The sequence below is a fragment of the Sphingobacterium lumbrici genome, assembly GCF_006476045.1.
Taxonomy (GTDB): domain Bacteria; phylum Bacteroidota; class Bacteroidia; order Sphingobacteriales; family Sphingobacteriaceae; genus Sphingobacterium; species Sphingobacterium lumbrici.
Genome location: NZ_SRZY01000029.1, coordinates 1 through 21257, shown reverse-complemented (window position 1 = coordinate 21257; position 21257 = coordinate 1). Strand labels below are relative to the sequence as shown.

Sequence of the window (21257 nt, the reverse complement as noted above, 5' to 3'; positions counted from 1 at the left end):
ATATAATTTTGTAGCATGAACGAAATTGAGCGCATTCATCTTTTTATAAGAGAGCAGAAGGAAGTCTTGTTGAATCATTCTTTATATAAGGAAATACGGACCATTAAAGATTTACAACAGTTTACAGAATATCATGTATACGCTGTTTGGGATTTTATGTCACTATTAAAAGCTTTGCAGATTAATCTTACCTGCACATCTGTGCCTTGGTTTGCAAGCCGTTTACCAAATACACGCTATCTTATTAATGAAATAGTTTTAGCGGAAGAGTCAGACGAGTACTTGGATGGAAGGCGACTCAGTCATTATGAAATGTATATAGATGCTATGCAGGCCATTGGCGCTGATGTAAGGGGCATAGAAGATTTTGTCATTCGTATTCAGCAAGGGGGTGAAATTTTTGATTCAATTGAACGGTCCAATTTGGACCTCCGGATCAAGGATTTTTTGCGGTTCACTTTTGAAATTATTAAAACAGGTGAGGCGCATAAAATTGCATCTGCTTTTACGTTTGGAAGGGAGGATTTAATACCGGATATGTTTACCTCGATATTAACGGAATTTCAGCATAGTTTTCCGGAAACCGATTTGAGTAAACTAATCTATTATTTCAAACGTCATATTGAGCTAGATGGTGACGAACATGGACCATTAGCCATGCAGATGATTGAAGAGTTGGCTAATGACGATCCACAAAAATGGAATGATATTCGTGTTGTCGCAAAAACAGCACTTCAAAGAAGAATAGCACTATGGGATGCTATAGCCGATGCGGTTGCCCATTAAGCGAGCTAGTAACTTGCCGAATCATCTAAATAAAATAATACTGGAGGACTTCGTGAAGTCCTCCAGTATTATTTTATTTAGATGATTTTCCTCCTTTTTTCACGTTTAACACGAGAGGTTCTTTAGTTGTACTGTCTTTCTCTTTCTGATAATTTGACACTTCTTTATCTTTGGGATTTTTCGGTGTTTTCTTCTCTTTACTCATGGTTTTTATATTTTAATTATTTTTCTAATCGTGTTCCAATTTTCTACTACAGCGGATAATTCCTTTTTAGCTTTTTCTGTGACGGTATTGATATTTATATAATCTCTATATTTAAAGATAACAGGGGAAAGTAGTATTTTCTTGCTTGAATAATGTGGTGACTGATGTCATATATACCGTTCTTGTCGTTGTTATAAGGATGGTTTAGTAAATATAGTTAAATATATTGGTTTTCAGGTATTTATTGTTATATATGTCTTTTATTATTGGTGTCTTTAGAATCTATATTGAATGATTAAAGTTGTTGCCTTTGAAAATATTTGTGAAGTATATGGTTAGTAATCGCTGCAAGATGATGGTAAGGGCAGAGCTGGATAAGTTATGTATTCTATATGGCAATATAGATCTAGGTGAGATTGAAATTAAGCAAGTGCTCAGTCAGGAAGAGTTAACGTTTTTAGGTGCCGCATTATTAAGATCTGGTCTTGAGTTGATGGACAATAAAAAGGCAATTCTTATTGAGCGTATCAAGAATGTTGTGATTGAACTTGTACATTACACCGCAGATTTTCCTAGTATTCGTAAATCCGATTATATAAGTCAAAAGCTTCAATACGATTATACTTATTTAGCTAATATTTTTTCGGAATCTCTGGGTATGACTATCGAGCATTTTATCATTCTCCATAAGATTGAGCGCGTGAAGGAGCTATTGATGTATGATGAAAAAAGTCTAACGGAAATTGCTTTTATGCTCAACTATAGCAGCGTATCGCATCTTTCTTCTCAATTTAAAAAGGTTACGGGACTTACTCCAACCTTCTTTAAGAATATGAGGTATAAAAAGCGGATTAATCTCGAAGATGTGTGAAGTAAGTCAAACCGCATTATGAACCCAATAAATGAGGCGTATTTTTCTCCATGACTAACCGCGCCATCAAATAACTTACAGTAGATTCTGCACCCTGATTAAGGTTAACGTATTTCTCTTCAATACCGTCGTAACAACCAGCGGTAACAGGGTTGTACACGATCTGTTTTAAATGATTTTTTCCGAGAAACCAGTTAAAGGCCTGTTTAAGTTTAATCGCATATTCTTCTTCTTCGAAAACGTTATAAAATTTATTCAAAGCCAAGATGGTATAGGTAATGTCTATTGGCTGTTCACCGCCAATACTTTTGTTTTCAGGTTCCCATTTATGCGCCCATCCTTTATTTGAAATGACGTGTATTTCGTCATCCCTGAAAATTTTTGAGAGCAGAAAGTCGAACGACGACTGTGCAATTTCTTTGTATTTTTGTTCGCCAGTGTAGGCATACGCACAGAGGAGCGATTCAGACAATACGCTATTACCATAAGTAAGGTAACTTTCAAACCAATTCCAGGATTCTTCGGCTTCATTCGTGTACATAGCTACTAGTCTATCAGCTAGCATTTTCACGCTTTTTGTTTTATCTAATGTATCTACTAGACAAAGCCCCTTTAAAATAAAGGCTATGGATCGAGTCGAATGTATTTTTTCGAGCATGGGTAACGCCTTATCGAACAAATCACCCGCCTTATCGGAGATTTCCTTAGGCAATATTTTTGTTAACGACATGACATATCCTAATGCCCACATAGCACGGCCATTCGAATCATCCAAGTTCACTTCATCATTCTGTGGGGTAAACAATTTATCACTGTCTACATAGTTTAAGAATGTTCCATTTTGCTGAAAGCAGAATGAAATAAAGTCCAAATAGATCTTTATTAAATGAAGATCATTTTTATTCGAATACAGTTCATAATGTTGGCATACGGCTATTAATGCCCGGGCATTATCATCCAATGTGTATCCGGAAGATAAGTCAGGTGTACTTGTTTTTGAAAACTGAATCATCCCAAAATCGGTTGTCATCCGCTTTATGTGATCCAGATTGACTTCTGGCAAGGTGTATTGCAAAGGTGAATTGGTGATGTTGAAGGTGTCAAAAAGCTGTGCGTGAGATAGTGCCGCATTTTGCCAGGAAGTGGATACCATCTTCTGTAAATTAGTAAGACCGAGTTGTTCGAGTATCCCTTTATTCTCCAAGATTCGGTTGGCAGCTTCGGCCAGTTGATCCGCTGCTTCGAAATCAATGATTATGCCCATATCCTTCTTTAATACTTCTAACACGTGAGGTATAGGCGTAGAGATAATGGGACAACCACTGCTGATTGCATACGAAAATGTTCCGCTTACTGCTTGATTTCGATCATTTGAGGTGAATAGATAAATATCAGTAAGTAAAAGGTATTCCAGTAATTCTTCGGTAGCAAGATACTGATTAACGAAAATTACATGATCTTCCAATTGCAGCTTTTGGACGGTTGCAGCTAACGAGTCACGGTAAACTTCGCCTTCTTTTTTTATGATGGAAGGATGTGTTTTTCCGATGATTAGAAAAATTACGTCCGGATTTTTGCGTATGATCTCTGGAAGTGCATTCAACGTGGTTTCAATATTCTTGCCCGAACTTAGTAAACCGAAGGTGCAAAGTACCTTTTTATCGGTTAATCCATATTTCTTTTTCAGTTCAACTTTATCCCGTGCTGGCAAAAGATGTGTACCATGGGGGATGATTGCTATTTTTTCTTTTTCAATGTCGTAATCTCCTATTAGGATTTCAGCGGAGGAATTTGTCATGACGATGACAGAATTACAGACATGGGTGATGGCCCTAACCTGTTCTCTCAGTTCTGCTGAGGGGTGAGGAAGTACGGTATGAAAGGTGACGACAATATCCTTTTTCAGAAGATGAAGGAACAGTGTGAACATATCTTCTTGCTGACTGAACAGACCAAACTCGTGCTGTACGAATACAATATCGATTTCTGGAGAAGTATTGATGTGATCTGCTAGTTCGATATAGGAACCTTTATTGGACGTATCGAGAATAAATTTTGGGTCATTGTCATATAGATAATGCTCTTCCTGTGTTTCCAAGGGAACTACCTGAATGTCGAAAGAACCATTGAATTTATTTTGTAAAGCGACGATTAAATCTGTCGTATACGTAGCAATACCACATTCTCTTGGAGGAAAGGAAGATAGAAACAATAAACCTGTTTTAGAAATGTCTAGCTTTTCTACCTTTTCATTTTTTTTTTCGTATAATGTATTTTTCATATATCTTATTTGAGGGTGAGTTTTATTGTCCCATGCATTAGCAGCGTATTTTCCCGTTGCTTCATAAATAACCCTATGATGAATGCAGTGAATAAGGTGGGAATCAATGTTGAGGAGCGTATTGCATAAAGATCTCGTTTTTTTTACCAACTACGTTATATCATTTTCAGGAAACATGTAGAATTCACACTTTACTAGGATTATATACCGGGGTACATGTTTCGTTATCGCAGATTTCATTTTGCAATCGTGGGTGCTCATTGTAAATCTATCTGCCCTTAAGGGAAAGGTTTTCCAGAGTATTCTGCTGTCTTTTCGAAATTTGATCGTGTTATTGGTTAGATTTTTATAAATTTAAAAACGTGTTATTAAACAATGAAAGATTATAGTTTATGAGTGAAAGATATGAAGATTTTATTAGTCGATTTAAGCAACGGCTAGTGGAGCTATTCCACCAAGAATCTAATATAAATGAGTTAAGTATTGAGAGAGGTTTACCACCTGAAGTGTGGACGGACATTATGGAACTGAATCCGTTATCTGTTGCGGTTCCAGAAGCATTTAATGGTCGTGGAATTAAAGTGAAGGAGTGTTTGGGTATCTTATCTGCAGCTTCTTATGAGTCGCTTCCATTGTCTCTAACATTCGGGATAAATATTGCCCTTTTTTTAGAACCCTTAGCAAAATATGGTCTACCTGAGATACAGACTGATATATTCCAACGGTTTATTGAACATGGAGCTATGGGTGGACTAATGATAACAGAACCCGATTTTGGTAGCGATGCATTGAATATGCGTACGAATTTTACCACATTGGATAATGGGGAATATAAGCTTAAAGGGCAGAAACATTGGCAAGGACTTACAGGAATGGCCGATTTTTGGTTAATTGCTGCCCGAAAACAGTTGTCTAATGGAGAATTAGCTCGTGATATCGAGTTCTTTGTTACAGATAATAGTAAGACAGAACAAAAGATTAAGGTCGAACAATACTTCAATAACCTTGGGCTATATATGATTCCTTATGGATTAAATACAATTGATCTTACTGTCCCAGCTAATCAAAAGTTGCAACCGCCGAGTACAGGTATTAAGATGATGCTTGATATTCTGCATCGTAGCCGCTTACAATTTCCAGGTATGGGGATGGGCTTTATTCAACGGATGTTGGACGAAGCGCTATCACATTGTATTGCCCGAAAGGTTGGAGCACAAAAACTAATTGATTTAGATTCTGTACAATTCCAGTTATCTCGTATACAGTCTTCTTATACGTTGTGTTCAGGAATGTGTGCACACAGCGCCACTATGAGTGGAATATCATACGACCTGTCTTCAAAAGGGTTAGAAGCAAATAGTATGAAAGCGCTCGTAACAGATCTTATGCAAGAATCGGCTCAGATATGTGTTCAGCTATCAGGTTCTAGTGGCTATAAGATCGATCACATTGCAGGAAGGGGTATCGTAGATAGTCGACCTTTTCAAATTTTTGAAGGTTCTAATGAGATGCTGTACACACAAATATCCGAAATCGTTATTAAGCAGATGAAAAAGCAGAAGGAAGAAAACTTCTATCTATTCATGTCTCAGTTTGAAAGCACAAATCGTATAGCTTCTCGTTTAAAAAAACATCTTAATTTTTCGTTGAAACATACGCTGGTGCAAAGACAGATGGTAGTACTTGGTAAGGTAATCGCTCGTTTAGTATGTCTACAGTATGTAGATCTCATGGTAGAGAAAGGATTTCGCACAGATCTGTTTGAGAATAGCTTTAAACATGTGGAAATGGATATCAAAAAGTTGTTATCAGATCTTTCTGATTATAATAATGCTGTTCCTATTGTAGCCTATCATGAAGGTTCCAATTGGATGGATTATAGTGATAGTGATAAAAATGGCGAAATCAAATAAATATCTAAAACATATAAAGGATTTAGCGGAAAAAAACTTAAATAGAGGCGTACTCTTTTTAACGGAAAACGCTGCTCGCAAAGAAGTTATTGTTTTGTCCTCGGGATTGCAATATGAGGTAATATCGCAAGGAGAGGGCGATATTCCAAAAATGCAATCCAAGGTTATTTGCCATTATAAAGGAGAATTATTGGATGGCACTGTATTCGATAGCTCGTACAAGCGTAATAAACCGGAAGCCTTTTTTGTGTATGAACTTATTCGCGGTTGGCAGGAAGCTTTGCAACTAATGCCGGTTGGTAGTGTTTGGAAGTTATATATTCCACACCAGTTGGCCTATGGTTTTGAACCCCTTACAGATACATCCGGGGGCAATTGTACACTAATTTTCCAAATGGAATTAATTGCTATTCTTTAAGTAACTCAAGATAGATATTCAATGTCACAATCCTAACGAGATAGGGATGACAGAGGCAGTAACAAATTCACGATGAAAGAAATTAAAAATTTTGATATCATTATCATTGGAGGAAGTTATGCAGGGATTTTTGGTAGTAAATACTTTAGGAGTTCGTTAAGAAATGTTTTAATAAAATCCTTTGAATGCTAGTTAATTTTTCTTTATCTTGGTTGCTGTTAACCAAAACTATATGGTGTGTAGATTATGAAAAAATTAAAATCAGTTTTACTTTTAGCTTTAACGGGGATATTACTGGCATGCCAGTCTACCTCATCAATGAATGAAGGTCAGCTACTTTTGACAGCTGACTTTGTAGACCAACAACTTAGGAATGCCGTAGAACAATATCAAGTTATGGCTAAGCGATTGCCTCCTCAAGTGTTACCAAAGACCTATTATAAAGAGCAAGATTCTCTGGCAACCAGCTCAACCAGATGGTGGACATCCGGCTTTTACCCCGGAACATTACTCTATTTATACGAATATTCTGGCGATTCGACCTTAGCTGTCGCTGCTAAGCAAAAACTGCAGTTGCTCGAAAGAGAAAAAGATAATAGAAGTACTCATGATCTGGGTTTTATGTTGTATTGTAGTTTTGGAAATGCCAATCGTATCATGCCCGATTCAAATTATAGAACTGTGATGTTGCAGGGGGCAGAATCCTTAATATCGAGATATAAAGATGCTGTTGAGGCTATCAGATCATGGGATCATCATACTGATCAGTGGCAGTTTCCGGTTATCATCGATAATATGATGAATCTGGAATTTCTAAATTGGGCTTCTCGGGAAAGCGGTGATTCGAAATTTGCAAATATTGCTAAAATCCACGCTAATACGACACTTAAAAATCATTTCCGAGAAGACTACAGTTCCTATCATGTAGTAGATTATGACTCAATTACGGGAGCTGTGCGCCATCGTCATACTGCACAGGGTGCTCGACATGAAACTGCATGGGCACGCGGACAGGCATGGGGATTGTATGGCTATGTAATGATGTTTCGGGATACGCAGGATTCTATTTACCTAAATCAGGCAGTAAACATCGCAAATTATATCCTTAACCATCCAAATCTTCCAAAAGACGGTGTGCCATATTGGGATTTTGATGCTGACGATATTCCAGATGCTAAACGAGATGCATCTGCGGCTGCGATTATTGCATCTGCACTACTTGAGTTACAAATATATGTAGACGGAGAACAACAAAATCAGTATTTGCGGGCAGCTGAAAATATGCTAACTAATCTTTCTTCGGATGTTTATAAAGCAAAAAAAGGTAGTAATGGAGGTTTTATCCTCATGCACTCGGTCGGACACCTTTTAGCTAATTCAGAAGTGGATGTACCACTGACATACGCAGACTATTATTATGTAGAAGCGCTTATGCGATACAGGGAGCTATTGAAGTAGATAATTTGATAGCTGTTAATATCACGATATTCATGAATTATGTTAAAAGATACAGATTATAAGTGGCACTGAATACTGGAAATTTAATGATTATTTAATCGTAATGAAGTGTTAGTGTATTGGTAACTTGTTAACTTTAACTCAGTTAATAAATAGTTATGGAAATGCAATTCACTAAACAAAGAGAAGATACAAATTGTGTGTATCCGCATATTGAATCGCTTGAACGAGATTTAGATGCACTGCGAAAATACTCGTTTGAGCTGTTGAATAAGTTCCGTACCGTTTGGAATGAAGCGGAATATCAAGAATGGTGTGTTATTCAGCGGATCTTACACGCGAAATATATGGGGTATTAAATTTTTGAAGATCAGTATTTTAAGTTAGTGATTTCCTGGCTTGTATATTGAATTCAGGGTTCTGTAGCTGGTTTTCCTGTGTAACAGGAACTCAGATTACTCTGAGTTTACGATAAAGAGAGTATACTTTGTCTGGAATTGCAACTTAAAAGTGGAGACTTTTTATGCTGCTAATTTCTGTTTTGATCGGTAGAACATTTCCATTTCATTTGGAGTTCTATATCCAATCGCAGAATGTATCCTTTTGGCGTGGTAAAATCCTTCAATGTACCTGAACACCTCTAGCTTTGCAATCTCCCTGTTGACAAATTTATGATGGTATATACATTCTGTTTTTAGTGTTTTGAAAAAGCTTTCAGCTACAGCGTTATCCCAGCAGTTACCTTTACGGCTCATGCTCTGTTTTATATCACTTTTACTTAGCATAAGCTTAAACTCATCACATGCATATTGGATCCCTCTGTCGGAATGAAATATCAGCCCCGGTTTTATTCCCCTATTTTTTATAGCCATTGCCAATGCCTTAACCGTGGTATTACCTGCAGTCATGTCATTACTAAATGACCATCCAACAACTTTCCGATCAGCCAGATCAATAACCGTAGTAAGGTAAGTCCACCCGGAAGCAGTCTTTATATAGGTAATATCACCAACCCATTTTTGGGATAATGCACCCGCTGAAAAATCTCTACCGAGGAGATTTTCAGCTACCCCGTACTTATGGCTGGAATCGGTAGTCACTTTATATTTCCTTCGTATCTTGCTCCTTAAATTCAATTTCTTCATTAAGCGCGCTACATAGGACCTGGATACCTGCTTGTTCTTTTTCTTCAGTTCCTGGGTAATGCGGGGGCTTCCGTATATCTGATGGCTGTTCTCATATTCCTGTTTTATCAGAGCAGACAGTTCCGCGGTCCTTTTCTCCCGCATACTTTGTGGTCTGATAAGCCACTTATAAAATCCGCTGCTGCTAACTTTGATCGTATGGCACATCTTTTCAACTGGAAAGGTATTTATATGTTCACGTATGAACTCGTATTTTCTCAGTCTCCCTTGGAAAAGATGGCCACCGCCTTTTTTAAGATAGCGTTCTCTAATTCTGCATCCCGTAATCTCTTCTTTAGTTCCCTGATTTCTTGCTCCTCAGGACTCAATTTGTCGTTTTTAGGCAATACGGTACCACCATTATATCTGGGATCCATGCGCCATTTACTTAATCTACTGGCATCCATGTCCAGTTCTTTTGCTGCTTCTAATACCGAACCTTTGCTGTAAGAAAGCTCTACTGCCATTTTCTTAAAGGAATCGTCAAATACTCTTTTCATGTGTTAACAAATTTAAATCTATTTCTCAAATCTGTCTCCACTCAAAGGTAGCAACTCCAGCTTGACATTAAGCATATTAGAACTACACAACTCTCTCTTGAACCAAGCTACGGAGCAGAACTCGAATCTGGATATGATTATAAAATCAAAGTTGTATCTTATTTACCTACTAATGCGACCGATACCGCTTTTTCATATAGCATGCCAAACAATGCTTATGCTACTTTAAGCAATCCTATTAATGGCGAACCTACTATCCGTATAAAGCAATATCTAACCGAAGGAACTTTTTATGTTACAGCCAAAACTAAATCAATGCATGAAGGATATGAATATACCTATTCCTATAAGATCATTCCTACTAGAGCTAAGGAGGTACGTTTTACAACACCAGACACCATAAAGACTTTGAGAAACCATAGTTTCAAAATACTCGCTACCGCATCTCCTTCTTTTGTGATTGATAAGTCAATCTTGTATGATGTATATTATCCCAACTACACGGGGAACGATGTTATCAAGCTTGGTCAATGGGGTCAGATTGTAAGCACGACAGGAGCAACATGTTACGCTTTGGATGAGGGAAAGGTTTATATTGATGCAAGTCTCGGAGAGGGAAGAGACAGGTGTGTTGTTTTTGTTAAGAAACCGGAAGATTACATCTTAGCTTCAATCACGAAAGACGAGCTATCCAATGAAAATGGGGTTTATACAGGCAAATTGGCATTTAATCTTTTTAATGACTTTGGAAAAGCTGTCTCTATTAAAAGCGCTTCTGTATTGGATGAAAGAAATATTAGTCGACGAATTACGTCTACTTCTGTCAACCTACAACCAGATAAAAATTTAAACTTAGACCTTGAGCTAAAAACAGAGCATTCCTTACAAAAACCTAAACAAATACGTTTTATTATCACAATGGACTCCAAAGACTATACTTACGCGATAGATTATTGAAGTTTAAAAGTGTGTCATGTGTAACAAACATGATAGCCCCACGCTTTTATTTATTAACCAGATCGATTAGGGCATTCGGTCTATAATTTTATACACATGAATATACAAAACGCAACACTCTCATTTCATTTTAACGCATTGTCAATTAATATGGTTATCCCTTTAATAAATGGAGATACTGTCGTAATGGATGTGTTCAGACCGGAGGATTTGGAAATAAGACCAACTAGTCCATCAACTTTTATGGATATAAATGATTTCAAAAAAGATGTAACATCCATTTTAGAAAGAGTGTTTCGGGAACATGGGAGAGTTAGTCTACAGTATTTAAACGTCTCATATGTTGAAGACGCTGCTATTGATATAATTAACAAGCACTTAAATAAGCACAACCGTCTTGTGATTGATGACCTATATTTCTTTGTCGACCAAATAGTTTTTATTGTCGCAACCGCAGACCAACAACTTAAACAACCAAAAGATCCAGATTGGTACACTATAATGTGGGAAGAGACCATGTCTGAATTGTTGCATGAATTTCAGGATTATGTTATGGTTTTAGACCCACTTACACAAGATTTAAAGAAGTATAAATCATGAAAAATTGAATAATACAGCAACTCAATAGGGGGATTTATACCTTAAATTAAATAATTTTGAAGTCTCTACCTATAACCAATCATCAACACATCACTTGAAACTTTGAGGGTTTCTGTGAGTGTTGATGATTTATTGTGCCCAACGAATTAAATTGCCCGATAATTCATTGGTTTTTCTGATTAATTCTATTTTTAATTATGTCTCTTACTTCCATTAAAGCAAATCCTAATAGATTTAGACCTCTCCATCTTAAAGGATTTTTTACGTTAGGGCTATTCTCATTCAGACCTATTCCCCAAATTCTATCATAAGGATTCGCTTCAACTAAAATATTATCGTTTGTTCCAAGTAAGAAATCTTGTAATTCTTTATTGTGGGTAAATTTTAAGAAATTACCTTTCACTACTATCTCAAACTTATGCTGATCCCAAATTTTTTGGTCGAAGTTAACAACATTTCTGCCTAATTGCTTAGCTTCCGATGGTGAGTTTGCCTTAATTATTTTCTGAAAAGAAATACTATCATCGAATAACAGTGCCTTCTTTGCCATCATCCAATGCTCTGCTGTATTAAAAGTTACGTTATTAAATATAAATGGAGAATACTACCATTGGCTAAAGCATGCTTCGGTTAATTCTCCACCATTTGATGGAAATTCTCTCCAGAAAAAAATATAGCTTAGTGGCTTCTGTGATATACAATCATTTATCCACTCGATATTATAAGTCATAATCAAATTAACAAACTTTATGGGGGAAATAAGGCATTCCGTTTCGGAATTACCGCCATTAAGATACGCCAAACTTCATAAATATGAAATAGTATTTCATACAATTCCATATTTATAGCTTCGCTGTTTGTCATACTTAATGGTTTGGTAATCCCTGCACTCCATAAAAACAATCTTGTCTTTTGAATGATTATGGCGTTCCTTATAAACATTCAAAATCCAAATGTTTTTAGAGTTTGGCTCGCCTGCGGATCGCAAAGGCTTCGCTGTTGTCACTATTTTTGAAATACCCATCACACAATCCCATAAGTCAAAAATACCGCCAACAGGCTTCGTCTATTTCATAGATATCGTTGAATCGTCCTTGCGGACTTTACTTCAACGACCTTTGCTCAACTCGCAGACGGCGAGCGGAAAATATGGGATAATGCAAAATGAAAGGACGGCACGAAAAAATACATGGGTATAGTAATGTAAATTTTCACGCCGTGGGTGGATAAATTATAGGTTATTATGAGGGATATTTCTTCGTCACTTATGGGATAAAACTCTATTATCAGTATTTTTCTTTATTATTGAATAATAAATAGCCTAAGGAGCATAAAATACGCATTGTGTATGGGATTGGTTGCGCTCTAATATATGACCGAACTTTTTATAAACATAAGGTAACATATGGATAATAACATTAAGCTTACAGAAGACGAAACAATTCTTCTGCTAATAGGGCATTTAACTAAGACTGGTTGGAATATCGATAGCCATTGCTTAGGTCAGACAAGAGGTTGTGACATTGTTGCGACTCAAAACGAAACCAAGCTCCTAATTGAAGTCAAAGGAGCCAGAGCTGGAGATAACTCTCCGACAAAAAAAAGGAAGCACTTCGATAGTGGACAAATCAAAACTCATTTTGGAAAAGCCATAGTTAAAATTCTTGACGACAAATTTCTAAACCCAAATTGTACATTTGCTATCGCTCATCCTGATGATTTAAACATCAGGAAATCAATTGGTCATTTAACGCCCTTTTTAAAATCAATGGGTATTCGACATTTTTGGGTTTCACAAGATGGATCTGTTATAGAAGAATAACATTTTATTAAATGAAAGAAATTACTATCGCAAATATTTTTGAAATAGAACCATTTCAATGGGGCTTACGTGGCGATCCATTGTTATGGAAAGAGATGAAAGAAAGAATTGTGTCGTTTATTAATATTAAGACAACAGACGATTTAGAAAAAGTACTTCATAATCTATTTGTGGAACTCACTAATTCGAAGCTTGAAAAAAGCACCGATATCTTTGTAAGACGATATGATGAAGGAGGAATGTCAAGTGGCTATGTGTCTTGTGATTTTTGGTTGGAACGAGGATTTCCTATTCTTATTGAAAGATTTAAAGCGTTATCCCAAGATCTTTAAAAAATTACGGCGTCAAAATTTACATGAGTATACCTGTGTAAATTTTCACGCTGTGAGTTGGATGGAATATAAGCTATATAAAGAGGTTTGAGATTGGAAGCAGGTTTTTTGTTGAGTTTAGGATTATGGAGGATTAGAAAGCTTTAAAATGGTTTATGAGAGAAAGGATATTGAGGGTTGGACATGGAAACAAAATGATATTTTGAACCAAAAGTGAACCAAGATTGAACCAAAAACAGCATATTTTTTGCTATATTTGGAATATAAAGAAAAGAGTAATTAACATAAATGTTTAACTGTTCATTTACTCCAAAGATTGTATTAAAACGCTAATAGATAAGGTTCTAAACAAAAAAATCCTCATATTTCTATGAGGATTTTCCAGTGCGCCCACCTGGGCTCGAACCAGGGACCAAAAGATTATGAGTCTTCTACTCTAACCGACTGAGCTATAGGCGCAGGGTATTGATATAATGTCAAGTTTGAAACGTTGTTCCCTTTTGACGATGCAATTATCGATATTTGTAACGAGAAAACAAAATTTTTAGATGCAAAAAATTAAAAATATTATACTCGATTACGGCAATGTAATCTTTATGATTGACTTTGCGCGGGTGCGTGAAGCATTTATTTCATTGGGAATCAAAAACGTAGACGATTTTTTTGGACATCGAGGACAAGATTCACTTTTTGACGCTTTTGATAAGGGAGAAACCAGTGTTCAACAGTTTAGAAAAGGAATAAGAGAAAAAGTCGGTAAGCCGGAATTGACCGATCAACAAATTGATGTGGCGTGGAATTCACTGTTAGTGGGGGTGCCCGAAGGAACGCATGAGTTATTATTGGCGCTCAAGGCAAAATATCGAACGTTTCTCCTAAGTAATAATAACGAGTTGCATTATGCCTGGTGCATGAATCATATCATGACAGTATATGGTGTATCAGATAATAGTCCATTTTTTGAAAAGACTTACTATTCACATCTGATGGGTAAACGTAAACCTAATTCGGATATTTTTGTAGAAGTACTTGAAGAGAACGATTTAATACCCGCTGAGACTCTTTTTATTGATGATAGTCCGCAACATTTGGAGACAGCTCGGATTTGCGGAATGCAGACTGCATTGTGCACAAAAGAAGAACCACTGTCATATCTGATTGAACGTTACAGATTACTATAAGTATTTTTGTTTTTTACTTTTAAATTTTAAATTTTAATTCTATCTTTGTGGCTCACAAATAAATGGCTACGAAAGGAGGTATATAAGCAGCATGATCATCGTAAATGTAAAAGAAGGAGAATCTTTAGACAGGGCGTTAAAACGTTTCAAAAAGAAATTTGAGAAAACGGGAGTTTTACGCGAACTACGTTCACGTCAAGCATACGAGAAAAAATCTGTAACTCGTCGTACGCAAATCAAAAAAGCTATCTACAAACAAGGATTAAACTTGGATAACGCTTAATTCTGTTTTAATACAGATATAGGGAGCCGATCGAAATGATCGGCTTTTTTGATATATGACTAAAGAAAAATAAATTTAATCGCATACAATAATATCTTTATTAAAACCTATTATATGGAGATAGTTATGATTGAAGATAGTTGTTTGTCGATGGTGATAGAAAAAAGATATAAATAAAAGCTAAAAATATATATATTTGCACACGCGATCGGAGAGGTGTCAGAGTGGTCGATCGAGCACGCTTGGAAAGCGTGTGTACTTAACGGTACCGCGGGTTCGAATCCCGCCCTCTCCGCTGAGAGGGTCTTCATCGAGAAGACCCTCTTTTTTTTCGTAAATCAGCAATCCCTTTTCTTTCATTTTCAGATGGTTATGTGACAGGATGCCGAGCATGGTGGGTGTTCGATAAATGCCGCTTTCGTAGTACAGGTTGCTGTCGAACACCATGTTTACAAATTGCCTCTTTTGCAGGGTGTCGGACTTGGAATATACATGGCGCATATCGGTCAATAGGTTCAGGTTATCTTCCAAGATGCTGAACGCCTTGCTTTGGTCATTGCTCAACCTTTCTATTGCACCTTTGAGGTTCAGTATTTCGTTATTGTATATCGAATACCAACGGTCATAGGTATCTTTATTGATTTCGTTCTTTATCCATTTCTCCTCGACAGAAAACAGTTTTTCCTCGACCTCCTGCAATTGTCTTTTCTTTTCGATTGCCTTTTTACGGTTGCTCTCCATTTCCAAATCGAGCGAACTTTTGGTCACTGTCCTGATCTTCCTTACCCTTGCACTCGGCAGGCTCATCAGCTCACAGGCTTCCAAAAATTGATTGTGGGCTTTTATTGCACTGATATTATTGTGCTTGGAATGCCTGCACTTGTAGTAATAGAAATACTTGCCCGATTTGCCCCTTGACGGTGCGCCTGACAACGGATTTCCGCAATGGCACTTCAATACGCCACGCAACGGGATTTCGTCATCGATGACCGTCCTTGTTTTTTCGGGGCGTTTCATTTTCTCCTGTACCATCATCCACGTCGTCTTGTCAACGATAGGCTCGTGGATAGCCTCAAATAATCCACCTGAATACTCTTTATAGGCTTCCACTTTCAGCAAGCCTGCATAGGTCGGGTTTTTAAGCACACGTTCGATAGCCATATTACCCTTTGTTGGAAAACCCAACCGCCCAGCTTGCTCCTTTATCAGATAAAGCGGTGTACCCCTTAGATAAGCATCGTAGATGAAGCGTACGATCTTGGCTTCGGTCTCCTCGATTACCAATCGTCTTTCCTTGCGCTCTCCCTGTTTCCTGTACCCGAACGGAGCATTCTTGTAAACAAATCTTCCCTCTTTGGCTTTTGCGGTATAGATACCGCCCTTGACCTTGATACTCCTATTAATATTGTCCTCTTCCGCAAGCAACAACTGCAATCCTGCACGGAAGAAACTTCCGGGCGTGTCATAATCAAAGGTAATCCCCTCGGTCACGCTTACCACCTGTATGCTGTACTTCTGTTGGAGGAGCTTGACCATACTCATTGCTTCCCCCGCATCACGGCTGAAACGGTCGAGTTGGTCAACCAAAAGGTAATCTACTGTTTTATGATGCTTGGTTATGAACTCCCTCAGCTTAATGAAGTCGGGGCGGTCGAATGTCCGTGCGCTCTTGCCCCTGTCGATAAAGGTATCCACCAGTTCGACATTATTGAATTTCAACCATTGGTCGGTATAGAGTTCCTGTCTTTCGATGGAACCGTTACTTTGTCCGAGTTGGCTGAACCGTAGGTATCTTATCGCTCTTTTCATAGTATTTCCTTAATGTTGCAGACACAATAATCTCAATGATTAAATCTACAAATTTTTCCTCTTTCTCACGCTCCCTTTGCTCGTTAATTTCCAAAATGGTCTTGTCGATTTCGGGAGTTTCCTTTTTGTTCTCACTGTTTTCCATCGCTATACTCCTTTATGTTCGTAAAAAATAAAGCTGATTATCAGCTTCATTCTTAAAATTACCTTGAAGAGGAACATAGATTGTAGTTGTTGCAGTGAGAGGTTGCATTTGGCGTTCAGATGCTAAATACTTGATTTGGGATTATTATGTTTTGGGCGTGTCCCTTTGCATTTTTGCCAACGCTCAAAAACCAACACAAAAAATGCAAGCGGGTCGGGCTATCCGCTACAAGTCCTTGCTCCATTGCACTTCACTGTGGGCTTTCCGCTTCTATCCCTCACGCAAACCGAAACGCAAAAACAATACAGTTGAAAGATTTTCTCAAAACCTGTCACATTATTACCTTTGAAATTGTCTAACTCTAAAATCAAAAAATGGACGATTTAAACACATTGAACAAAAAACTATTTCCTTATGCTTACAACATTTTGGGAAATATTGACGATTGTCAAGACGTAATTCAGGACGTTTTAATAAAATTCAATGCAAAAGAGGTCAGTTCAATTTCTAATCCAAATGCGTATCTGATAAAATCGGTCATCAACCAAGCCATAAACCTAAAAAAGAAAAACGACAGAGAAAGGCAACAAAAAATTGTGCTACCCGAACCAATCGTTACCAATCAAGGCGAAAGCAAAATTGAATTAGACGAAATACTTAACTATTCAATGTTCGTTTTACTCGATACTTTGAATACCAAAGAAAGAGCCGTTTTTTTGCTCAAAGAAGCGTTTGATTACGAACACGATGAAATCGCTGAAATATTAGAAATTTCGGTAGAAAATTCCCGACAAATCCTCACAAGAGCCAAAAAGAAACTGAAATTGCGGAAACCCGAAATCGCAACTTCGTCTGCAAAAGACCGAAAATATTTAGAAAAATATGTATCCGCAATCCGTAAAGGCGATGTAAAAACGTTGGAGCAAATGCTATCTGATGAAGTGCAGGTTTTGGCAGATGCAGGAAATAAATTACAGGTCATTGCTGAACTGACTTCGGGAATTGACAACACCATTAAACTGATGACCTACGTTTATGAAAATCATCAAAAAGACCTTGAAATCAAAATCGAAGAAATCAATCATCAATCTGCATTACTATTTTATAGAGGTACAACCTTGATAAACTGTCAGATATTTGAGCTAAACCCATACGGAAAAATCACAAGTATTTTTTCTGTCGTTGACCCCGATAAATTGATGAAAATTTAAAAACTTCTCTACTTTCTGTCACGTTCCGCAATTTGAAATTGTCTTACAAGAAACAATTAAATTTTATAGACAATGAAAGAATTTGTATTGATTTTCAGATTAAAAGACATTTCCGACTTCAGACCAACACCTGAACAAATGCAGGAACGTATGAATTGGTTAGCAGGAATTGCTTCACAAAGCAAATTGGTGGACAAAGGCAACACGCTTTTGCCATTTGCAGGAAGTGCAAAAATCGTAAAGTCCAACAAGGAAGTAACTGACGGAGTTTACACCGAAAACAAAGAATTTGTTAGCGGTTATGTTGTGGTAAAAGCCGAAACCATTGATGAAGCGGTCGAAATCGCAAAAGCTAATCCGATTTTTGACCAAGTAGGCGGAAATATTGAAATAAGGGAAGTTTTGAAAAGAGATTAGCATTTAACAAAACAACAAATCAAGCCCCCCAAAAAAAATCGGGGCTTTTATTTTGTATTCTTGTACCCAAAAAAAGAACAAAAAGGTAGCAAAGGTAAGGCGGACACCCTCCGCACCGCCCAACCAAAAGCTTACGGCATAATGGCAGGGCAAATAAGGTGGCTTCGCCGTGCCCTGCCACCCTTCGGGACTTATTCCGTTTCCTTTTGGTTTTTCCGCTTGTCCGCCTTGATTGAATGGCTTTCTTTTTTTCTGTTTTTTTCTTTTGAAAACAATTTTAAGAGGAAGAAACGCACTGCCCACCAACAACACACCGTTATCAAAACAACGGCTTGTGCTTCTCGTTATAGATTTCCTTAATCAACTCCCCGAACTCCTGAAAGTGGTATTCGATAATGTTGTCCAGATACGCATAAATCGTCAGCTTGTCAATGCCCATAATGTTTGTAAGTCTATTGAACGTATCGTGGTGTTCCTGTCGTACATAGACCGATTTGCCTTTGCTTGCCGTTGTCCTAGGAATTTTAAAGAACTGTCCGCAGTAATCCTCTTTGGTCAGCTTCTTTGGCTTTGAGGTCGTTCTTTTGGTATTACTTGCAGTCGGTTTTGTATCTTCCGTTTCTATGGATTTTTCGTCTTCGGTAAAGTCGTCCCGATGTGTTACGGCTTGCTGTTCCTGTTGGGGATTTTTCTTGTCGCTACCGATAATCATTTCCATAAAATCCTGTTCTTCGGGTTGCTGTTTTTTGTTTTCTTCGTGTATCATATCTTTCGCTTTAAATGTTATCTCAAATTAGCTGTTTGGTTACCTGAATAGTCAGTTGCATATACTGTTGTACCTATGCACCTCCATACTCTTAATTAACTGTTTCATTAGCTGAAAAATCCGTAATTCATCTGCAATCAATCACGCAAGTTTGCTGTCGGGATTTATGCTGATTAGTTGCATCATTAAGACTGTAACCAATCAGCCAACTAACCATACACAAAGGAAATAAAAGCAGTTCTAATCTTAATCAGGGTGGCAGTCAGTGGCACTATTTGGCGTTCAAAGTCACGGATGTAAATAGCTGTATTTCAAATGGTATGAGCGAACTTTGTAATGGAAGCGGTCAGTTTTTTCGGCTAACCCCAATCCGTTCCTCAGGACGGATTTTTCTGAACTCCTGTTCAGAGCAAGTTGTGTTTTGAGGCACTCTAAATAGAATTTAGTACCTCAAAACTACTTGCTCTTGCAGAGGTATAAAAAACCTCCGAAGTCGGTTTTTTGTATGAAATTTAAAAGGACCAATAGAAGCAACATTTGCTTATGTGCCGTCAATCATTACAAGCCTATGATTATAGTGGTCAGTAGTATGCAATAGTTGACGAAAAATCTTTCAGCTTCCGCTCAAAGGAAGATGGAAACTGGTCAATTTCCAATGGTACTGGAACGGTCAATAAAAAACATAGATAAATATCATCTTATTTCAGGTTCTCTCTTTATATCACTATAATTTCCCAACACCTCTTTGTGCCTTTTGATTACTAATTCTTGAAGAGAAGGGGGGCTTAACACAGTTACTTCACGTCCCAAAGAGAGCAACTCCATCACAAAATCATATGTAATATAAAGGTGCAGTCTGACTCGTAGCTCTTTTTCGTTGTCGACAAGAATTTCTTGGCTGTGATGAATGGGCAACGATTTGATGTATTTCCCCTGAAATGCACTGAATGAAAGTGTGATTTCTTCGACTTTTTGGTTTTCTTCGGGCAAGATGATGCCAAAACAAGAATTGAACATACTTTCTACGTTGATGGAGTTAAGGCGAGTAAATTTTTTATTTAAAATGTGTAGTTCTCCAATGCGGTCGAGGGCAAAAATCCGTATTTTATTTACCTCTACATCATTTCCGATAACATACCACCGATTTTTGACTTCCTTGAGCATATAAGGCTCTATTCGGCGTGTCTTTTTGTCGATTTCATAAAACTTATGATATGTGAAACTAATATAGAGTGTATTGCGGATTGCATGGACAATACCCGCAAGATGTTCGGTGCCTAACGGTCTTCTTTTTTCAAAGGAAACTTCTTTGGTCGTATTACCACCCATTTTAAGTAGATTGAATACATCGAAAGCCTCCAACGAGCGAGCTTCCGTTTCATGAGAAGTAACAATCACATATCTCTTTGAAGATTTGTTGTTTTTGATTTCAATGCCGTACAAAACGAAAATATCATTGACATCCCGTTGGAACTGCCTTTGACTTACTTGAAGCTTATACTCCTGCAATTCTGATTCTTGTGCCAAAAAATCATCCAATTCCTCCCAACTCATCGGACGAGTTCGTAATTTATTGATTACCAAATTGTGACGGATAAGAGTTTCTCTGACTGACATAATACTTAAATTTGACGATGAAGATAGTAAAACATAGCGACATAGAACGTCGCCTTAGTTGATAAACCCGATTTTTTGAACGACTTTGGCAGTTTCCCAACGTTCAGCTTCGCAAAACTCTATGATAGAACTGAGTTTTAGTTTTTCGTTGTGAATGACCTGATGTATTTCTACCTTACGGACAATATTGTCTATCTGTCCTCCCGAAAAATCGTATTGCTGTGCCAAACTCTGACAGCTTGACTTAGAAAGAAAAGGCAACTTTGCTTTCCATATCTGTGCTTTGATAACAGCTGATGGCTTGTTGAGTTGTACTTTGAATAAAAAGCGACGCTCGAAAGCTGTGTCCAAATTTTTAATCAAATTGGTCGTTGTGTACGTCTTCAAACTAAATTGGACATTTTTGTTCAAAACCTTAAGGAGGATTTCGTGTTATAAATTTATTAATTTTTCTTGATTATACAACTGTCTTCTTTTGTTGATTTCGTTCGTTTTTATTTC

The 21257-nt window shown here is 37.4% G+C and carries 22 protein-coding genes, 2 tRNA genes and 1 pseudogene; 15 read left to right on the top strand and 10 right to left on the bottom strand.

The annotated features are described in order from the left end of the window. Positions 1-15 precede the first annotated feature (15 nt). The gene (locus E4F24_RS11020) at positions 16-786 is read left to right on the top strand and encodes a DUF3050 domain-containing protein (protein WP_140938752.1); all 771 of its coding nucleotides are present in this window, start codon (positions 16-18) and stop codon (positions 784-786) included. A 73-nt stretch (positions 787-859) separates the two neighbouring features. On the opposite strand, the gene E4F24_RS14075 is transcribed toward E4F24_RS11020, so the two are convergent. Next, positions 860-991: a hypothetical protein gene (locus tag E4F24_RS14075; RefSeq protein ID WP_262709000.1), complete on the bottom strand. Its 132-nt coding sequence runs from the start codon at positions 989-991 to the stop codon at positions 860-862. 352 nt (positions 992-1343) lie between these two features. On the opposite strand from E4F24_RS14075, the gene E4F24_RS11015 reads away from it, so the two are divergent. After that, a complete protein-coding gene (locus E4F24_RS11015) occupies positions 1344-1862 on the top strand; it encodes a helix-turn-helix domain-containing protein (RefSeq protein WP_216629166.1) in 519 nt (172 codons plus the stop codon). 16 nt (positions 1863-1878) lie between these two features. Here the strand turns inward: E4F24_RS11015 and E4F24_RS11010 are convergent, their stop codons facing one another. Beyond that, positions 1879-4143, bottom strand: a complete 2265-nt coding sequence (locus E4F24_RS11010) for a glycosyltransferase (protein ID WP_140938750.1) — start codon at positions 4141-4143, stop codon at positions 1879-1881. 392 nt (positions 4144-4535) lie between these two features. Between E4F24_RS11010 and E4F24_RS11005 the strand changes: the two genes are divergently transcribed. The 4 genes from E4F24_RS11005 to E4F24_RS10990 all read left to right on the top strand — a co-directional run bounded on the left by E4F24_RS11005 (position 4536) and on the right by E4F24_RS10990 (position 8291). Beyond that, on the top strand, positions 4536-6056 hold the full coding sequence (locus tag E4F24_RS11005; RefSeq protein WP_140938749.1) for an acyl-CoA dehydrogenase family protein: 1521 nt from the start codon (positions 4536-4538) through the stop codon (positions 6054-6056). Beyond that, complete coding sequence (locus E4F24_RS11000) at positions 6040-6474, top strand: FKBP-type peptidyl-prolyl cis-trans isomerase (RefSeq protein ID WP_140938748.1); 435 nt, start codon at positions 6040-6042, stop codon at positions 6472-6474. Before E4F24_RS11005 ends, E4F24_RS11000 begins: the two co-directional genes overlap by 17 nt. 246 nt (positions 6475-6720) lie before the next feature. Next, positions 6721-7932, top strand: a complete 1212-nt coding sequence (locus E4F24_RS10995) for a glycoside hydrolase family 88 protein (RefSeq protein WP_140938747.1) — start codon at positions 6721-6723, stop codon at positions 7930-7932. 158 nt (positions 7933-8090) lie between these two features. Continuing rightward, a complete protein-coding gene (locus E4F24_RS10990; RefSeq protein WP_140938746.1) occupies positions 8091-8291 on the top strand; it encodes a hypothetical protein in 201 nt (66 codons plus the stop codon). A 162-nt stretch (positions 8292-8453) separates the two neighbouring features. Here the strand turns inward: E4F24_RS10990 and E4F24_RS10985 are convergent. After that, a protein-coding gene (locus E4F24_RS10985) for an IS3 family transposase (protein WP_140938745.1) occupies positions 8454-9616 on the bottom strand; the annotation gives its coding sequence in 2 pieces (ribosomal slippage) (positions 8454-9379 and positions 9379-9616; 1164 coding nt in all). Between the two features lie 201 nt (positions 9617-9817). Here E4F24_RS10985 and E4F24_RS10980 point away from each other — a divergent pair. Both E4F24_RS10980 and E4F24_RS10975 read left to right on the top strand, forming a co-directional pair. Next, positions 9818-10573, top strand: coding sequence for a hypothetical protein (locus tag E4F24_RS10980; RefSeq protein WP_140938744.1), 756 nt, complete (start codon positions 9818-9820; stop codon positions 10571-10573). Positions 10574-10669: 96 nt separating this feature from the next. Then, a complete protein-coding gene (locus tag E4F24_RS10975) occupies positions 10670-11173 on the top strand; it encodes a hypothetical protein (protein ID WP_140938743.1) in 504 nt (167 codons plus the stop codon). A 163-nt stretch (positions 11174-11336) separates the two neighbouring features. Here the strand turns inward: E4F24_RS10975 and E4F24_RS10970 are convergent, their stop codons facing one another. After that, positions 11337-11765: a riboflavin biosynthesis intermediates N-glycosidase gene (locus E4F24_RS10970; RefSeq protein ID WP_216629169.1), complete on the bottom strand. Its 429-nt coding sequence runs from the start codon at positions 11763-11765 to the stop codon at positions 11337-11339. 813 nt (positions 11766-12578) lie between these two features. Here E4F24_RS10970 and E4F24_RS10965 point away from each other — a divergent pair. Next, complete coding sequence (locus E4F24_RS10965) at positions 12579-12995, top strand: hypothetical protein (RefSeq protein WP_140938742.1); 417 nt, start codon at positions 12579-12581, stop codon at positions 12993-12995. Between the two features lie 11 nt (positions 12996-13006). Then, positions 13007-13327: a hypothetical protein gene (locus E4F24_RS10960; RefSeq protein WP_140938741.1), complete on the top strand. Its 321-nt coding sequence runs from the start codon at positions 13007-13009 to the stop codon at positions 13325-13327. A gap of 385 nt (positions 13328-13712) precedes the next feature. Here E4F24_RS10960 and E4F24_RS10955 read toward each other — a convergent pair. Then, positions 13713-13786: transfer RNA gene (locus E4F24_RS10955), tRNA-Ile, on the bottom strand. 89 nt (positions 13787-13875) lie between these two features. On the opposite strand from E4F24_RS10955, the gene E4F24_RS10950 reads away from it, so the two are divergent. The 3 genes from E4F24_RS10950 (at position 13876) to E4F24_RS10940 (ending at position 15086) form a co-directional block, all read left to right on the top strand. After that, the gene (locus E4F24_RS10950; RefSeq protein WP_140938740.1) at positions 13876-14508 is read left to right on the top strand and encodes an HAD family hydrolase; all 633 of its coding nucleotides are present in this window, start codon (positions 13876-13878) and stop codon (positions 14506-14508) included. A 91-nt stretch (positions 14509-14599) separates the two neighbouring features. Then, positions 14600-14791 carry a 30S ribosomal protein S21 gene (rpsU, locus tag E4F24_RS10945; protein ID WP_140938739.1) on the top strand — a complete coding sequence of 64 codons (192 nt, stop codon included), beginning with the start codon at positions 14600-14602 and terminating at the stop codon, positions 14789-14791. 210 nt (positions 14792-15001) lie between these two features. After that, positions 15002-15086: transfer RNA gene (locus tag E4F24_RS10940), tRNA-Ser, on the top strand. A 725-nt stretch (positions 15087-15811) separates the two neighbouring features. Here the strand turns inward: E4F24_RS10940 and E4F24_RS14155 are convergent. Continuing rightward, a pseudogene (locus E4F24_RS14155) lies at positions 15812-16600 on the bottom strand (recombinase family protein); the annotation flags it as partial. Continuing rightward, positions 16551-16745, bottom strand: a complete 195-nt coding sequence (locus tag E4F24_RS10930; RefSeq protein ID WP_140938738.1) for a hypothetical protein — start codon at positions 16743-16745, stop codon at positions 16551-16553. The pseudogene E4F24_RS14155 and the gene E4F24_RS10930, both read right to left, overlap by 50 nt. A 374-nt stretch (positions 16746-17119) precedes the next feature. Between E4F24_RS10930 and E4F24_RS10925 the strand changes: the two genes are divergently transcribed. After that, on the top strand, positions 17120-17956 hold the full coding sequence (locus E4F24_RS10925) for a sigma-70 family RNA polymerase sigma factor (protein ID WP_140938737.1): 837 nt from the start codon (positions 17120-17122) through the stop codon (positions 17954-17956). A 72-nt stretch (positions 17957-18028) separates the two neighbouring features. Further along, complete coding sequence (locus tag E4F24_RS10920; RefSeq protein ID WP_140938736.1) at positions 18029-18373, top strand: YciI family protein; 345 nt, start codon at positions 18029-18031, stop codon at positions 18371-18373. A 319-nt stretch (positions 18374-18692) separates the two neighbouring features. On the opposite strand, the gene E4F24_RS10915 is transcribed toward E4F24_RS10920, so the two are convergent. The 3 genes from E4F24_RS10915 to E4F24_RS10905 form a co-directional block, all read right to left on the bottom strand. Then, positions 18693-19139, bottom strand: coding sequence for a DUF3408 domain-containing protein (locus tag E4F24_RS10915; protein ID WP_140938735.1), 447 nt, complete (start codon positions 19137-19139; stop codon positions 18693-18695). A gap of 693 nt (positions 19140-19832) precedes the next feature. Further along, positions 19833-20756, bottom strand: a complete 924-nt coding sequence (locus E4F24_RS10910) for a helix-turn-helix transcriptional regulator (protein WP_140938734.1) — start codon at positions 20754-20756, stop codon at positions 19833-19835. A gap of 54 nt (positions 20757-20810) precedes the next feature. Further along, positions 20811-21143, bottom strand: coding sequence for an ATP-binding protein (locus E4F24_RS10905; protein WP_140938733.1), 333 nt, complete (start codon positions 21141-21143; stop codon positions 20811-20813). Positions 21144-21257: the final 114 nt, after the last annotated feature.

What these genes read in the sequence shown, in the direction of transcription:
- E4F24_RS11020 (WP_140938752.1), top strand. Translation starts at nt 16, where the DNA reads ATGAACGAAATTGAGCGCATTCATCTTTTTATAAGAGAGCAGAAGGAA.
- E4F24_RS14075 (WP_262709000.1), bottom strand. Translation starts at nt 991, where the DNA reads ATGAGTAAAGAGAAGAAAACACCGAAAAATCCCAAAGATAAAGAAGTG.
- E4F24_RS11015 (WP_216629166.1), top strand. Translation starts at nt 1,344, where the DNA reads ATGATGGTAAGGGCAGAGCTGGATAAGTTATGTATTCTATATGGCAAT.
- E4F24_RS11010 (WP_140938750.1), bottom strand. Translation starts at nt 4,143, where the DNA reads ATGAAAAATACATTATACGAAAAAAAAAATGAAAAGGTAGAAAAGCTA.
- E4F24_RS11005 (WP_140938749.1), top strand. Translation starts at nt 4,536, where the DNA reads ATGAGTGAAAGATATGAAGATTTTATTAGTCGATTTAAGCAACGGCTA.
- E4F24_RS11000 (WP_140938748.1), top strand. Translation starts at nt 6,040, where the DNA reads ATGGCGAAATCAAATAAATATCTAAAACATATAAAGGATTTAGCGGAA.
- E4F24_RS10995 (WP_140938747.1), top strand. Translation starts at nt 6,721, where the DNA reads ATGAAAAAATTAAAATCAGTTTTACTTTTAGCTTTAACGGGGATATTA.
- E4F24_RS10990 (WP_140938746.1), top strand. Translation starts at nt 8,091, where the DNA reads ATGGAAATGCAATTCACTAAACAAAGAGAAGATACAAATTGTGTGTAT.
- E4F24_RS10980 (WP_140938744.1), top strand. Translation starts at nt 9,818, where the DNA reads ATGCCAAACAATGCTTATGCTACTTTAAGCAATCCTATTAATGGCGAA.
- E4F24_RS10975 (WP_140938743.1), top strand. Translation starts at nt 10,670, where the DNA reads ATGAATATACAAAACGCAACACTCTCATTTCATTTTAACGCATTGTCA.
- E4F24_RS10965 (WP_140938742.1), top strand. Translation starts at nt 12,579, where the DNA reads ATGGATAATAACATTAAGCTTACAGAAGACGAAACAATTCTTCTGCTA.
- E4F24_RS10960 (WP_140938741.1), top strand. Translation starts at nt 13,007, where the DNA reads ATGAAAGAAATTACTATCGCAAATATTTTTGAAATAGAACCATTTCAA.
- E4F24_RS10950 (WP_140938740.1), top strand. Translation starts at nt 13,876, where the DNA reads ATGCAAAAAATTAAAAATATTATACTCGATTACGGCAATGTAATCTTT.
- rpsU (WP_140938739.1), top strand. Translation starts at nt 14,600, where the DNA reads ATGATCATCGTAAATGTAAAAGAAGGAGAATCTTTAGACAGGGCGTTA.
- E4F24_RS10930 (WP_140938738.1), bottom strand. Translation starts at nt 16,745, where the DNA reads ATGGAAAACAGTGAGAACAAAAAGGAAACTCCCGAAATCGACAAGACC.
- E4F24_RS10925 (WP_140938737.1), top strand. Translation starts at nt 17,120, where the DNA reads ATGGACGATTTAAACACATTGAACAAAAAACTATTTCCTTATGCTTAC.
- E4F24_RS10920 (WP_140938736.1), top strand. Translation starts at nt 18,029, where the DNA reads ATGAAAGAATTTGTATTGATTTTCAGATTAAAAGACATTTCCGACTTC.
- E4F24_RS10915 (WP_140938735.1), bottom strand. Translation starts at nt 19,139, where the DNA reads ATGATACACGAAGAAAACAAAAAACAGCAACCCGAAGAACAGGATTTT.
- E4F24_RS10910 (WP_140938734.1), bottom strand. Translation starts at nt 20,756, where the DNA reads ATGTCAGTCAGAGAAACTCTTATCCGTCACAATTTGGTAATCAATAAA.